At 45.5% G+C, this 14422-nt stretch carries 11 protein-coding genes, 2 tRNA genes and 2 pseudogenes; 12 read left to right on the top strand and 3 right to left on the bottom strand.

Annotated elements, in window-relative coordinates:
* The first annotated feature begins 350 nt into the window (after positions 1-350).
* From Q5Y71_RS15255 to Q5Y71_RS15220, 8 genes and pseudogenes are all read left to right on the top strand, one after another.
* On the top strand, positions 351-1076 hold the full coding sequence (locus tag Q5Y71_RS15255) for a hypothetical protein (protein ID WP_306042965.1): 726 nt from the start codon (positions 351-353) through the stop codon (positions 1074-1076).
* A gap of 309 nt (positions 1077-1385) precedes the next feature.
* Positions 1386-1690: pseudogene (locus tag Q5Y71_RS15250) on the top strand (transposase); the annotation flags it as partial.
* A 6-nt stretch (positions 1691-1696) separates the two neighbouring features.
* Positions 1697-2065, top strand: a complete 369-nt coding sequence (locus Q5Y71_RS15245; RefSeq protein WP_306042966.1) for a transposase — start codon at positions 1697-1699, stop codon at positions 2063-2065.
* A 290-nt stretch (positions 2066-2355) separates the two neighbouring features.
* A complete protein-coding gene (locus Q5Y71_RS15240; protein ID WP_306042964.1) occupies positions 2356-3870 on the top strand; it encodes a M14-type cytosolic carboxypeptidase in 1515 nt (504 codons plus the stop codon).
* Positions 3871-4121: 251 nt separating this feature from the next.
* Positions 4122-4301, top strand: a pseudogene (locus Q5Y71_RS15235) (hypothetical protein); the annotation flags it as partial.
* A 1392-nt stretch (positions 4302-5693) separates the two neighbouring features.
* Positions 5694-6440 carry an SDR family oxidoreductase gene (locus tag Q5Y71_RS15230; RefSeq protein ID WP_306042963.1) on the top strand — a complete coding sequence of 249 codons (747 nt, stop codon included), beginning with the start codon at positions 5694-5696 and terminating at the stop codon, positions 6438-6440.
* 72 nt (positions 6441-6512) lie between these two features.
* Entirely contained in the window at positions 6513-6761 is a 249-nt protein-coding gene (locus tag Q5Y71_RS15225; protein WP_306042962.1) for a hypothetical protein, read from the top strand.
* 36 nt (positions 6762-6797) lie between these two features.
* Complete coding sequence (locus Q5Y71_RS15220) at positions 6798-6986, top strand: hypothetical protein (protein ID WP_306042961.1); 189 nt, start codon at positions 6798-6800, stop codon at positions 6984-6986.
* Positions 6987-7289: 303 nt separating this feature from the next.
* On the opposite strand, the gene Q5Y71_RS15215 is transcribed toward Q5Y71_RS15220, so the two are convergent.
* Positions 7290-7796 carry a hypothetical protein gene (locus tag Q5Y71_RS15215; RefSeq protein WP_306042960.1) on the bottom strand — a complete coding sequence of 169 codons (507 nt, stop codon included), beginning with the start codon at positions 7794-7796 and terminating at the stop codon, positions 7290-7292.
* A gap of 771 nt (positions 7797-8567) precedes the next feature.
* Between Q5Y71_RS15215 and Q5Y71_RS15210 the strand changes: the two genes are divergently transcribed.
* Complete coding sequence (locus tag Q5Y71_RS15210) at positions 8568-8759, top strand: hypothetical protein (RefSeq protein ID WP_306042959.1); 192 nt, start codon at positions 8568-8570, stop codon at positions 8757-8759.
* 181 nt (positions 8760-8940) lie between these two features.
* Complete coding sequence (locus Q5Y71_RS15205) at positions 8941-9288, top strand: hypothetical protein (RefSeq protein ID WP_306042958.1); 348 nt, start codon at positions 8941-8943, stop codon at positions 9286-9288.
* A 208-nt stretch (positions 9289-9496) separates the two neighbouring features.
* Here the strand turns inward: Q5Y71_RS15205 and Q5Y71_RS15200 are convergent.
* A tRNA-Asn gene (locus Q5Y71_RS15200) sits at positions 9497-9572 on the bottom strand.
* A gap of 246 nt (positions 9573-9818) precedes the next feature.
* Here Q5Y71_RS15200 and uvrB point away from each other — a divergent pair.
* Together uvrB and Q5Y71_RS15190 are read left to right on the top strand one after the other, a co-directional pair.
* A complete protein-coding gene (gene uvrB / locus Q5Y71_RS15195) occupies positions 9819-11825 on the top strand; it encodes an excinuclease ABC subunit UvrB (RefSeq protein WP_306042957.1) in 2007 nt (668 codons plus the stop codon).
* Between the two features lie 159 nt (positions 11826-11984).
* A tRNA-Val gene (locus Q5Y71_RS15190) sits at positions 11985-12061 on the top strand.
* 503 nt (positions 12062-12564) lie between these two features.
* Here Q5Y71_RS15190 and Q5Y71_RS15185 read toward each other — a convergent pair.
* Positions 12565-13932, bottom strand: coding sequence for a M12 family metallo-peptidase (locus Q5Y71_RS15185; RefSeq protein WP_306042956.1), 1368 nt, complete (start codon positions 13930-13932; stop codon positions 12565-12567).
* Between the last annotated feature and the right edge of the window lie 490 nt (positions 13933-14422).

The following is a 14422-nucleotide window of genomic DNA, read 5'->3' as shown; positions in this document are numbered from 1 at the left end:
AGGTTGCTTTATATGATATTCCCTTATATACTGAGTTAAGTTAGGGCAAGTTAAAAGCATATAGGAATAAATAATGCATAAAAAATTAATAATAGGATCTTTTTTCTTTTCTATTTTTTCTTTAAGTTCTTACGGCTTTCATATCTCTGAAACTACGTGCACAAATAGTTGTGTAATCACCACTGATGCAGTTACAGGTGTAACGACAATAAAAGACTGCTGTGGGGGGCGGGTTATGACAACATTTCTTCCTCATGAGACAAAGGAATATCCTGGCCCTCTTTAAATTTAACCTAAAATTTGCCCTGGCTAATTTACAAAGAATAAAATCAATTTACTCTCATATTTTTATGAAAAAATATTCCTTAATAGCAGTTGTATTACTGCTAACAGCTGGATTTTTAGGGTATGTCAATTTAGAGGAGAATGCCCCTAAAGAAAACGCAGGTACTAATTTATCTGTAGATAAATCCGTCGATAAGCCTGGAGTCGGCTCTATTTATAAAAATAAAGATCATAACCATCATGATCACACGCATTCTGAAGACAATACAAAAGGTGAATATGAAGAGCACAATCATGCATCGAAGACTAACGCAATAGTTGAGGATGCAAATGGACAATTGTGCAAAAAAAATTCCGGTGATCATTTTTGTGATATTGACGTTAGGCTTGAGCTGGAAGAAGTTTTAGTAGATTCTACCCTGAATACTGTAAATTCTGATGAGGTTGGAGTTGTTCTTCATAGCAATAATTATGAGGAAGTTATGCAGTCTCTAATTGGGCTGAATTCAGAAAACATTATGCGTTCCGAAAATTTCAACCAGAAAATAAAATTAATCTCTAGCGAGATTGGAGCAAATGTAGAAAGTAAAATCTCATGCAGCAAAAAATTATGCGCTGCGAGCTTTAAGATGGAGGATGTAGAAAGATGGAATGATTTTTCATCTAAATTTTTCTCGCTCGAAGGAGCCAAAGGGGCTAGCTTTGTAGCTACTGATCCAAAACAATCTAATGTTTTCAGAGTTATTCTTACTTTCGGTGAAGGCATGTCGGTAGTTAAAAAAGAACACTAACCTATCCGTCAACAAGCGTATTATCGAATGCGCTTAAAACGCCGTCCTTTAGGATGGGGAGGATGTCAAACTCTCAATCGATGGGTATTTGCCGGTTCGGGAAAAGTAATACCGCCTGGAAGCCTAGTAATCACGGGGGCTGCACGGGTTTTTGTCCGTTTACGAGGGAAAAATCCTAGTCCCCATCTTCCCGTACCCTAGAGTTATAACCGAATCTGGTGTTTAAGTGTTCCTAATTACCACTCTTGCTAAGCCATACTTAACTGTATATAAATCCAGCTATCTTATTGATCTGCAAGGGTATCCGCCATGGCCCGCAACAAAGTACAGTTTCAGAAAGGTATCAGTCTGACTGAGTTCCTCAAGCAGTACGGTACAGAGGAGCAGTGCTTCGACGCACTTCATCGCTGGCGGTGGCCGGAGGACTTCCGCTGCCCTCAGGCCACAATCAGTGCTGCCAACTGTCCTACAGGAAGCTACAGCAGTGCAACCGATGCCATCGACAGACTTCAATCATCGCTGGCACCATATTTGACTCCAGCAAACTACCTCTTACCGTCTGGTTTCAGGCAATCTACCTCATCACCCAAGACAAGAAGGGTATCTCCAGTATGAACCACATTTACAGTGGAAAATTCACGGCAGATAAGTGTGTGGAGTGCTTCAAAGATTTCCAAAGAAGCCAAAGACGTCCGGTGATCCTCATTGTAGATGGCCACCCAGTACACAAATCGAAGAAAGTTCTTGACTATGTCGAATCACAAGATGGAAGGCTTGAGATCGTATTCTTGCCCCCATATGCGCCAGACCTGAACCCAGATGAACTGGTATGGAACCACATGAGAAACATAGGGACTTCAAAGAAGCCGCTAAAAGAAGGTGAGTCGTTAATGATTCGCGCCGACAAAGATTTGCAGAGCATCAAGAAGAATAAAAGGCTGGTTAAGTCATTTTTCCAAGAGGCGACTGTATCCTTTGCAGCCGCCTAGGTAGTAATTGAACATGTTAAGCAATATGTGGATAAATCTGATAGGTATAATCGCTTAACTCTATTTGTAGAAAGAGAAAATAAAAAAGCAAAAGCGCTATAGAACAGGCTAAGATTTTCCGTTGCCGTAAAAGAGAAATTTGGATTTACAATGGTGCTTGATACAAGGTGCGTAGATTGGGAGCATTGTAGGAATATGGCAACAGCGCTAAATAAACGTGTTAATCACTCATTCACAACGTGAATTCAAGCTTAATGTGAGAATCTCGGTTATTGCTAGCAGGTGAAACAATGGAATGGAATTTTAAAAATTATTTTCGTATCGTCGGATTGTGTGTTTTTTTTGTCGGGGTATTATCCGTTTCGGGTACGGCGTTTTCGGTACAGTTTTCTGAAGATTTCGAGTCCGGTAGCATCGGCTCTATTGAGAGGGTAGATGATTTACAGTGGAATCTGTGGATTAAAAATGATAGCGATGAGCCATGGCTGGACGATATTCCTCGGTGGCGAAATTGGTGGTTTGTAAAAATGCGTGAAGTGCCCAAAGGCCGTTGGGTTACGCTCAACATAAAGGATACTTATCCCGGAGATAATAGGGGGTGGGAGTACAGCTATGTGCCGGTGTACAGCTACGATAACGTGAGCTGGCAACGCTTTGACAGTCAGGCTGTCACTCAGTCGTTTGATGATAATGTCGAAGACAATACACGCACCCATACTCTCAGTATTTCAGCGCGATTCGAACATAAAACAGTCTGGATCGCGCGATTCTATCCCTATACGACAAAACACTTTGATCGTTACCTGCGTGATTTGCGCAATACCCATCCATGGCTTGATACGCTAAATACGCTGACGGTTGAGAATCTCGGTGTGTCACCTCACTATCAACAAGACATTAAGTTACTGACGCTAACCGATGCGACGGTGGCGGACAGTGTTAAAACGCGTGTTTGGATTCATGCACGGACCCATCCGGCTGAAACGGGAGGCTCTTTTGTTGTTGAAGGTTTGGTGGATTTTTTGTCCAGTGCGATGAACGCTAATGCCGAGTCTGCGTTAGCGCAATTAATTTTTAATATCGTGGCGGTTCACAATGTTGACGGTGTGATCGATGGAAATTACCGCACGAACATGGAGACGATCAATCTGGAATCCGCGTGGCTGCATTATCCTGAATCTCCGTATGAACTGTTGCAAGATGCCCCGTTCGAAAACCGACTGTTAAACGACAAGATACGCGAACTTAGTGATGCCAGCCCACGTTTCGGTATGGCGTTGAATTTGCATTCTAGCCAAAGTACACCTGATTACCGCACATTTTTCTACCCCCATTTTGGTACGATTGAGCAAGGTTACACGCCACAACAAGCTCAACTGTGGAATGACCAGCTTCGCTTTATTCAACACTTTAGCCAATTCTTGGGGACTTATCATGGTAACCCGTTGGTTGAGCCGACAGTTGAAGAGGGCGAAAGCGCTTTTTTAAATTATTTTTTCCCGGAAACTTGGTGGTGGAATAACTTCAACGCATCGGTACTAGCGTTAACCATGGAAACCACTTATGACAGAGCCGGTTACGGTGAGCGCAGGATTACGCCTGACGACTTACGCAAACAGGGGCATGCGCTTGGATTGGCGGTTATGGAACATTTTAATATTCCGGTGGTTAATCCCCCGATCTTCTATCCCGACAATGGTGTTGTTGCTGCGCCTTTACTGCTGAATATTGATGATGTCACAACGGGAGACCAACGTCGTCACCAAAACGAGGCGGCACTCAACGAGATCGAGAACCGACTTTAGTCGCTGCGCTCACTGGTTGTGACGACGCTCGCCGAACCACGACACCTCTGAGTGACAACCCTACGCGAATCGACTATCTGTCAGCTGCTAACAGATAGTCATTTGAGCTTCGTTTACGTTTCGCATTTTTAATAAATCACGTAAGCGGTATATGAACCACATACTTCCTGCGAATACTGTGATTCATATACCGCTTACTCAGAAATTCAAGTTACTCTTGAAAAGTAGACACCTCACTACCATCAGATAAGGATCTATGGGAGTATGACCGAGAAGTGTACAAAAACCGAAATGAAGTAGAGAGACTGTTCCGACAGCTCAAGGGTTTCAGAAGAATATTCCCGCATTTTGACAAACTGGATGTGATTTTCAAGTTCTTTGTTCACTTCACACTGGTTATCGACACACTAATTAGTGTGAACACGCCCTAGCTAAATTGTCAGCTGCGCTATAGGAGAAAATAATTATTCTGGGGAAGGTACGGCCGCACCCCGAAATCACTCACGTCCCATTTGGCCTTCAGTTTTTTCAGGGCGCTCTCGGCAGTATTGAGCTAGATGCACTTGAGATCAGCCATAAAGACCTTCTGATTTTTGAGGCCTTGTGCTTCATCAATCTGTGGAATTGGTGGATGATACATTGCTTACCCTTGATGTTGAGGCAGATGTCCCCGTGGCCTTAGGGAAGTCCTACAGGCCATGCACAAGAGTCGCCTAACTCTTCCTTTCACGCACCGAATCAGGATTTCATTTTTCTTCATTGCGCGGTAAGGCTAACGGCAATGATCGCTTGCGTCTCAGAAACAGAGAAATCAATAACATTCAAGCAGTCAGTTAGGAGATTGACACTATAATAAACAATTTCTAAAGCCTAGAAAGGGCCTGCGATCACTCCTCCCCACGCCTGCCGGTTTTGCGCTTTTCCTTAGCCAGTGAAATTGGAAAACACCGCAAACCCCCGCCAGCCGTGGGCTGTAGCGATTTTCGGGATTTCACAAATTGAAGAAAAATGAAGAGAATTGAAGAGATTTTTCACAGGCCAAAATGGCTGAAAGCCAGTAACCACGGGGTTTTCAGGGCAGTGATGGAATTTTTTTATGATTCTCGATGCTCCTCATTATAGACGTTTTCAGTGCCAACCATGACAGTGCGATCTGCAAGTGCAACGAAAGCCGCTAGTGCCAAACCATCCTCGGTGAGCCACCCAAAGCTATCGCTTCGAATATGCTCTTACCCCCGCACATTGCTAACTCTTTTACCGTGCTCGCTCCCTTCTGGACCAGATCAGAAGTGATACCAAACAACTCAAGGAAAACTTCGCCAGTGAACAGGAAGCGAAGCGAGCGGCTCAAGCAGAATGGCAACCTATTCAACGAAGCCTGGCCACCATGATTTATCATCTGGGCCGCGCAAACATTCCTCCCGAGCAGCCGGTGGGGTTCTAAGGCTGCAAAATCGAAGTCGGTGAAACCGACAGGCTGAGCGCCAACTGCCGTCAAATTGTCTGCGGGCAGGGTTATGCCACTGTTTGAGTTGGAAGCTCACAAGTAGATCGAATCTGCCTGTTGATGGTAATAGTCCAACTATTCGAATTTTAGTTCGACCCCTTCGATAGATGTCGCATTAATTGCTTCGGAGAAAATGTCTTGGTATGAAGGCACCGAATTGGATATTTTTTGGCATCAATCCACCTGTTGCACTAGAGAGTTGAATCCAAGTATGGAGATAGGCAATCCTAATGCAGGAATCGACATAGTTGTGGTGTGAGGATATTTTTAGCTTCACACGATTGATATTTTGCAAGTAAACGAAGGAGAGGCTGCTATGGGAAACAATATTGAAGGAAAAGTTATCGTTATTACTGGTGCCAGCAGTGGGCTGGGTGAAGCAACATCACGCCACTTGGCTTCGTTGGGTGCAAAAATTGTATTAGGTGCACGCCGTGAAGATAAGCTGGCAGCTATTGTCAAAGACATTGAAGAAGCAGGCGGTGAGGCTGATTATTTGGTCACAGATGTCACAGTAAAAAGTGATGTTGAGGCCCTTGTACAAAAAGCTACCGATAGTCTCGGACGTCTGGATGTCATCGTCAATAACGCCGGGTTAATGTCAATTGCGCCAATGTCAGAGTGCAAAACCAATGAATGGGATCGTATGATTGATATCAATATCAAGGGCGTTCTTTATGGTGTTGCAGCAGCCTTGCCTGTCTTTGAAAAACAGGAAAGTGGACATTTTATTAATATTTCTTCTGTAGCAGGAATTAAGGTCTTTAGCCCTGGTGGGACAGTGTATAGCGGCACAAAATTTGCGGTACGCGCAATCAGTGAAGGCTTGCGCCATGAAGTTGGCGGTAATATCCGAACAACATCCATTGAGCCTGGAGCCATTGAATCAGAATTGAAATATGGATCGTCTCATAAAGACAGCGCTGCCTTCGTCAAGGAGTTCTATCAGAATAATGAAATTCCGTCTGATTCTGTAGCACGTGCGATTGCTTATGCGATTGAGCAACCGGTTGATGTAGATATCAATGAAATCGTTATCCGCCCAACTGTCCAGGAATTTTAAGCCTAAAAGAACAGAAGGAACCTGAAAACCATTGGCGGTGAGCACGACCTCACGCTACATATCGCGGCCGGTTTGATCGATATCGCCATCCCCCACCTGGACCAGACCGAGAAGGACACCAACCTCTTAACCCGCCTTGGCAGACGCCATGATACCGTCGCCACCATCAAGGTCGGGCGGCTGCTGTTTTTTCCTATCGGCAAAGCCATCAATGCCGTCGGCGCACCCCTATCAACCGCCACGATTCGCCGCAGCAGTGGCGACCGCCACCGCTACCATATCGCTGACCGTGATGCATACAGCGCCGTGCGCGCCTACTGACACGACCAGGACGGTGTCGATCGCAAAGGGGTACCGGTGGAGATCAGTGGCGATGCAAAACGGTTCAAGGAAACCTTCGCCATCGAACACAAAGTGTGTCATGCTGCATCCGATTACAAGAAAGCACTAAAACGCCAGGAATTTACTAAGATCAATGGATGCACCGCCGAGGGCCTGCGGCACGACCTGATGCTTTTTGTCGAGCCGTGGGAACAATCGCTCTAGGCTTCGCTGCCGATCCCCAGCTCTGAGAATATTCTGTCAGCAGTAGGCTCTCCCCATTCCCGCGGGTGTTTTATCTGGACTCGGCCACCGTTGCCGAGCATCTCCGCGAGTTTTGCAAGCTCGGTGGCATTCCGAGTGGTCCAATTTTGGTCAATTGTAATGGTGTAAGCTTCTTAATATAAGTGAGGGCGGTGCTGGCCGCCCTTTGCATTATGATAAAGATTTATAGGTGTTAGCAGTGTAAGCGGTGCATAAACTACCTACTTTAATATATAACGTGGTTCATGTGCCGCTTAGCCACATTTATAGTGTACATCCAGGAGCAGGAGGGGATAAATTAAAAGTTACTGTTGTTGTAAACGGCTGTTGGTTAATGGGACTAGGCGCCACTGTAGTTGAAGTGACCTTTGCTGGGAAAGGGGTACCATTAAATGAAGTCGAATGAGAGTCGTATGGGGTAGGCACACCTACTGCTGGCAATGCGGTACACCCATTAATAAGACCACCATTATTGGTACAACTGGTGATCACGAACATCCCACCTGTTGTTGAGTTAGCTGGAATGTCTGAATCAATTTCAGCTGTAACGTTTGCGAGAGGAATAATTATACCATCAATAACAACAGTGACTTCGCCAGAAATTGAAGTTATTTCGGTATTAGGGTCGTAGCTCCAACAACCCTGACCATTACCAGAACCTGTAAGGCTTCCTGTTACATCGACAACAGCAGTTCCGGCTCCATCGTATGCAATAGCTAGACTTGAAAAGCTAGTGATTAAAACTAGAAGAACTTTTATTATTAATCTCATGATTATATCCTTATAGATAAGCAAGGTGGAGTACAAGATAAACAAAAATTATTTTGTTTAAGGTTTTTTGCAAACTAATTCAGATAGAGTCAGGTACACTTAAATAAGGCCTTTAAGTGTAGGCCGCCTAGGGTACCAACTCAAATAAAGCACACTGGCTGAAAGTGTTCAAATTTCTTTTTCAGCTATTAATCCGGCAATATTCAATAAAGTAGGTTGTTCAAGTACCACTTACTTTCTAATTACCATTCTGGGTTTTCAATTTTCTTCAGCACTGAGGCCTTGCTCTCTATGAAATAATGGGGCATTTGCACTTCTTTACTGCCCCTTGTTTTGCTTTCTTTGGTTCAGTAGAGGCGACAACTATCCTGACACAAGGGAGATTAGCTGCCATACATTAAACTGTATATTTTTTGAATACGGAGAAGGGCCTGCGATCACTCCTCCCCACGCCTGCCGGTTTTGCGCTTTTCCTTAGCCAGTGAAATTGGGAAACACCGCAAACCCCCGCCAACCGTGGGCTGTAGCGATTTTCGGGATTTCACAAATTGAAGAAAAATGAAGAGAATTGAAGAGATTTTTCACAGGTCAAAATGGCTGAAAGCCAGTAACCACGGGGTTTTCCCGGCGGTAAAGGAGTTTTGTATCTGGTTTTTTTGACTGGCAGGGTGGCGTGAAGTTCAGCATGTAGAGGAGTCACCAACTGCTGATTGCCGCCGTCTACAGCCTGGTGTTTAATGCCACTTTCCTATTTTCGAGAGGAACCCAGCCATGGATGACTGCCTAGATACCAGTAACGAGATATTGCTTACCAACAAACAGTTGGAGTACCTGGCCGAGGGAGGGATCATGCCGTTGATGAGCACAGATGGTGTCACAATAGGCTATGTGGAAAAAGACTCACTGCGCAGCACTCCCGAAAAGATGCGCTTGCGCTTTACCCGTACAAAGGATGCCCAATAGCTGCTATGGAATAGTTCCGCGAGAACTAGCTGCCCCTTTTAACGGCCGGGTGGAGAGGCGTGAAATACAACACCCGCAAGGGAAATGCCGCCCAGAGCTTCTGTTGATGCTCTAGTTGACACCCGGTCACCAACTCATTCTGGTGCCCATCAACTAATACTTAAAGTCAACGGAGGCCAACATGGCCAATCGCAATTCCCAGCCCGTATTTAATAAGCACGACGACCACATCCTGTGGGTCACCCAGCAGCAGCTATTGCACTACTACGATAACGGTGACGGCCTGTTTCTTAAGAATTCTGATACTGGTGAAACTGTCTGCTTCCTGCATGAAGACGAGCAGAGCCTCGGTGCCACTCTAGAGGAAGCAGCTTTCGCTGATCGCGTTACCGAAGTTCGTGAGATGCTCGATTTTCTCGCCATTGTGGTGTCCGGTGAGGATTACCTTACACTCAGTCCCGCTGCCCGCAATAGTTTGAGCAAACTCTTCGGCGACCTACAATCCAAGCTTACAACTGATCAATCCTAACCACTCAAAGCCCGGCACCGCCGGGCTTTTTCCATGGGCAACTTTCTATTTTCTTTCTCTTTATTACCGACACTGTCGGTAAGTGTTATCCAGAGTTTGCACTTAAATTTAGTGGACATTTTGTGGACACTTATACGAAAAAAGCGAAACCAATTACTTGATTTCGCTTTTCTATTACTTGTAACTCATTGAGCTTCAAGCTATTTTTTGGCTCCGCCTGCTGGGCTCGAACCAGCGACCCAATGATTAACAGTCATTTGCTCTACCAACTGAGCTAAGGCGGACTTGCTTAGCGGCTGTACCGCTCAGTTGGCGCGTATAGTATAGAGTGCTCCAGGGCAGGTCAAGCCCTTTTTTGTAGTTTAACTAGTTGATTTGACAAGAAATTATGTATCTGACCCCCCTGTTTAGGTGGTTTGGGTCCAGTAGGAGGGCTCCGGTGAGGTGTATCAGCCTTTCGCATTTGTGAGCTTCCTAAGGAGGCCCTACAATCGCACTTTCTGATTTGAGTCTAATGGTTAGGTTGGTATATGGAGTCGCGTCCTTTCAAGGTGGAGTCTGGTTATAGCCCGGCCGGCGATCAGCCAGTTGCTATTGCACAGTTGGTTGAGGGGCTCAAGGATGGGCTTAGCCACCAAACCCTGCTTGGTGTTACCGGATCAGGCAAGACCTTCACTACCGCCAATATCATTGAGCGCTTGCAGCGCCCGGCAATCGTGATGGCGCACAATAAGACGCTAGCGGCACAACTGTACGGGGAGTTCAAGGAATTTTTTCCTAAGAATGCCGTAGAGTACTTTGTATCTTATTACGATTACTATCAACCGGAAGCCTATGTTCCTTCCTCGGATACCTTTATCGAAAAAGATGCATCGGTGAATGAGCATATTGAACAGATGCGCCTTTCGGCGACAAAGGCACTGATTGAACGGCGCGATGTAGTTGTCGTCGCTACGGTTTCTGCTATTTACGGACTTGGTGACCCAGATAAATACTTGAAGATGGTGCTGCACCTGGACCGTGGGGATCTGGTAGATCAGCGCACGATTCTGCGGCGACTGGCTGAGTTGCAATATACTCGCAACGATGCGGATTTCCGCCGGGCCACCTTCCGGGTACGGGGGGATATTATCGATATCTATCCGGCAGACTCTGACCAGGAGGCGGTACGGCTGTCTCTGTTTGATAGGGAGATTGAGGATATTACCCTTTTTGACCCATTGACGGGGGAGCAGCTCAAAAAAGTCCCTCGGGTCACCATCTTCCCTAAATCCCACTACGTAACCCCGCGGGAAACCATTGTTAGTGCTATAGAGCACATTAAAGAGGAGTTAGGCTTGCGGCTTGAACAGTTGCGGAAAAGTGGCAAATTGCTGGAGGCACAGCGCCTGGAGCAGCGCACCCGGTATGATTTGGAGATGATGCAGGAGCTGGGTTATTGCAATGGTGTGGAGAACTATTCCCGCTACCTTTCCGGGCGCGATGTGGGACAGCCGCCTCCTACGTTGTTTGACTATTTGCCTCATGATGCCTTGCTGTTTATTGATGAGAGCCACGTCACAGTTCCCCAGATTGGTGGAATGTACCGGGGTGACAGATCCCGAAAGGAGACACTGGTAGAATATGGGTTCCGCCTTCCTTCGGCCTTGGATAACCGCCCTCTGAAATTCGAGGAGTGGGAACACCTGGCCCCACAGACTGTTTTTGTATCGGCAACACCAGGCCTCTATGAAGCAGAGCATGCGCAACAGGTGGTCGAGCAGGTGGTAAGACCTACAGGGCTGGTTGACCCCGAGGTAGAGGTCCGTTCGGCCCTGACCCAGGTGGATGACGCGCTGTCGGAAATCCACCGCTGTGTGGATGCGGATCAGCGAGTATTGATCACGGTGCTGACCAAGCGCATGGCTGAGGATTTAACAGAGTACCTTGCTGAAAGCGGGGTACGCGTACGTTATCTTCATTCAGATATCGATACTGTCGAGCGTGTGGAAATTATCCGGGATCTGCGTATTGGTGAGTTCGATGTATTGGTGGGCATCAACCTGTTGCGAGAAGGCTTGGATATGCCGGAAGTGGCGCTGGTAGCTGTCTTCGATGCAGATAAAGAGGGTTTTTTGCGCTCAGACCGTTCATTGATCCAGACTATCGGGCGGGCCGCAAGGAATCTGGCGGGGCGGGCCATTCTGTATGCGGATAAAATAACGGGCTCTATGGAGCGCGCACTTGAAGAGACGCAACGCCGTCGGGAAAAACAACTCAACTTCAATGCAGAACACGGTATTACCCCAAAAGGTATCCGCAAGAATGTCGCGGATATCCTCGAGGGGGCAGTATCACCAGGCATGCCAGCCAAAGGGAGACGCAAGGGAGTAGAAGAGAGGGAGGCTAACATTGTAATGAAGCCAATACCCGATGAGCAGCGCTGGGCACAGATCAGTGAACTGGAAGAACAGATGTACGAGCACGCCAAGAATCTGGAATTTGAAGCTGCTGCCAAGCTTCGCGACAAGATCACCCAATTAAAGGAAATGGAGTAGCGATCAAGCTGCTTAGACTGGCAACACCACCCCCCCTGAATCTCGGTGTTCCTGTTTGTCTGGACCATTTTATTCGAAATCCCAACCACATATTGAAAACAGTGAAGAGCGGTGGTAGAGTTCGCGCTCCTCGCGGCACTTGGTTCCTGAGTGCTAAAGAGACCCGTAGCTCAGTTGGTTAGAGCGCTGCCTTGACATGGCAGAGGTCAGCGGTTCAAGTCCGCTCGGGTCTACCAGGTACTTGCGCCTTAAAATACCCACAACTAGCTGATTTATAAACAAATTCCGATATGTTTCGCGGGCAGAGTCTCATTCCCCAGTGCCTTTCAGAAGCCCTCGACTGGAATCAGCTAAATGCACTCAATCTGGTTTGAATACGATTAGAGATTCTGATTGTGATTTGGACAAGGAAAAACTTCCTTAAGCTGGCATTCATCAGATCCGCAACCCGATGAGGTACCGCACTCCGAAGAGCCAGAGGGTTTTATAGTGGATTGCATCTACAAGGCGGCAACGCTCAATGCCGCCGAGAATGCTTTGGGCGGGCTGAAAGCCAAGTAGGATTTCAAATACCCAATGGTGATTGAGCACTGGTGAGCTGAGTGGCCGACACTGTGCAGTATCCAAAATGCATCCGTATGCCGTTTTATACTCTCAACGCTGCCGAAGCCGTATATTGGCAGTTTTTCAACTGATTAAGACCAAGGGTGGCTTCCCCATTGAGCACAGCTTGTTTCAACTACTGGCAGCCCAGCCCGGAATTATCAAATACCAGATTATAATCGACAATATCAACTATCAAATTTCCATTGACATCCAGTGACGCTGGAGCGGGCGGGACCGGGTTACCCAGATGGGGTAACATTTCTATCAGGTCGTTCTGATCAACACAACCATCGCCATTAACGTCAAAAGGGGAAGAGGAAATTCTAAAGTTTGCGACTTCTTCAGCGCGCAGATTCATCACTTTAGCATTAAACTCAACATCAATTGTCCCTGTGGCTTGATTGTTAATAAAGACATCAGGATTGGACCACTGTTGAATGCGTTGCCCGCCAGTTCCGGGTGGACATCCATAAGCCATTACGGTGCGCCACGTATTTGCAGTGACATTACAATAACCATGCCCAAATGAAAAAGGAGTTACATTGGGGTCTTGTGAGATAATGTGCCTCGCACCAAATAAGTGCCCAATTTCATGGGCAAAAGTATAATATCCTGTAGCACAGCTTTCCCTACCTAAAGCTAATGCCTGGTCTTCTGTAGCACCTATGGCCCTGGCAATGCCACAGAAGCTATAATTATTCCCAGTAAGAACTATCATGATGTCTGCATTATAAGTGTTCCTTAAATTATATAATTCCTGTGTTTGCGGATTTCCTGTGTTTGAAAAGTAGTCTATATCGGCATAAAAACTTCCTGTATCGTTATAATTTGTCTGATAGTAATGAACGATTTTTACGCTGGTATTGACATCGCTGTTTTCATACGACGTATTTGTTTCAAGTTCAAGCAAGTCCATATAGGCATCTACGTTACCTGCAGCGGACGAAAATTGAGGGGTGTAGGCAACAATAACTGTGAATTCTGATTCGGAATCATTTTTTTCCAATAAATCATCATTACTCAAGAAATTATGTTCAAACTCTTCATAATAAGAATCATCATGATCAACTAATGTTTCTCTCGGTACTTCCACCAATAGGGTATCACCATTTGTATTTGGCCTGAGTTTGTATAATTTACCTTGATGGTGGAGCGAGCCGACAACACGGCCATTTTTTTCTGCAACATAGAGGGCATCATTGTCCGGTCCGGATGCAGAAAAAGAAAACCTGTCCGCACTTTTTTTTCTGGTCGTTTTAACATTAAAGATAAAGTTCTTATCTCCTGCTCGAAAAGAAATTCTGGATCCTTTGGGAATTCCTGTAATACCTTTGTTGTATTTCCCCAAGTTAATTATTTCTTTTCTGTTGTCTTTAAGTGACTGTGTGCCATGGTTTTTATTGGCATGTTGAACAAATAAGTCATAAATAGATTCGGCATATGCATTATTTGCGAGTAGCAGTATAATCAGCAGGGTTTTAAATATTATTGCAGGGTTCATATGAGTTCCTTAATTATAAATTATATGAAAAATTTCAACAGCAGTTTTTCAAGCAATCTTGCTTTTATTTGTAAGGCAGTTGTTGTTAACGATTACTGCTAATTCTCAACCTCAACAGGTTGTATTACTGGGTGCCCTAAACACTTGAACTTGTGTCTATTAATGACAAATATTACTTTTCTCTATGGTGGATTGAGTAGAGAAATCTGGATGTATTTTTCATTGCTCACGAGAATTCCCAGATTGTTATATCCTATGTGAGCTCAGGGAAGCCCTTAATGTTGAAAAATATTGGCTTCAATAAACAAGCCATTTTTTGGTGCGTTGTTTTCTATGTGACTCATTATCCATTTTGGGTAGTTCATTCCCTCTATAGTGGTGTAATGAGATGGTTGAGAGTGCGGGAAGTGTAAATATTCAGGTCATTATTTTTCTCCTTAATGGCTGCGACTTTTTTCTGAGAAAAGCTATCTATATCGTACTTTACTAC

Source organism: Microbulbifer sp. 2205BS26-8 (assembly GCF_030731025.1).
Lineage (GTDB): Bacteria > Pseudomonadota > Gammaproteobacteria > Pseudomonadales > Cellvibrionaceae > Microbulbifer > Microbulbifer spongiae.
Note: the sequence above shows the minus strand (reverse complement) of the source record. Positions and strands in the feature narration are given on the sequence as shown.

Coding starts and splice junctions, on each gene's coding strand:
- Q5Y71_RS15210 (WP_306042959.1), top strand. CDS start 8,568: ATGGATGACTGCCTAGATACCAGTAACGAGATATTGCTTACCAACAAA.
- Q5Y71_RS15240 (WP_306042964.1), top strand. CDS start 2,356: ATGGAATGGAATTTTAAAAATTATTTTCGTATCGTCGGATTGTGTGTT.
- Q5Y71_RS15255 (WP_306042965.1), top strand. CDS start 351: ATGAAAAAATATTCCTTAATAGCAGTTGTATTACTGCTAACAGCTGGA.
- Q5Y71_RS15230 (WP_306042963.1), top strand. CDS start 5,694: ATGGGAAACAATATTGAAGGAAAAGTTATCGTTATTACTGGTGCCAGC.
- uvrB (WP_306042957.1), top strand. CDS start 9,819: ATGGAGTCGCGTCCTTTCAAGGTGGAGTCTGGTTATAGCCCGGCCGGC.
- Q5Y71_RS15185 (WP_306042956.1), bottom strand. CDS start 13,932: ATGAACCCTGCAATAATATTTAAAACCCTGCTGATTATACTGCTACTC.
- Q5Y71_RS15215 (WP_306042960.1), bottom strand. CDS start 7,796: ATGAGATTAATAATAAAAGTTCTTCTAGTTTTAATCACTAGCTTTTCA.
- Q5Y71_RS15205 (WP_306042958.1), top strand. CDS start 8,941: ATGGCCAATCGCAATTCCCAGCCCGTATTTAATAAGCACGACGACCAC.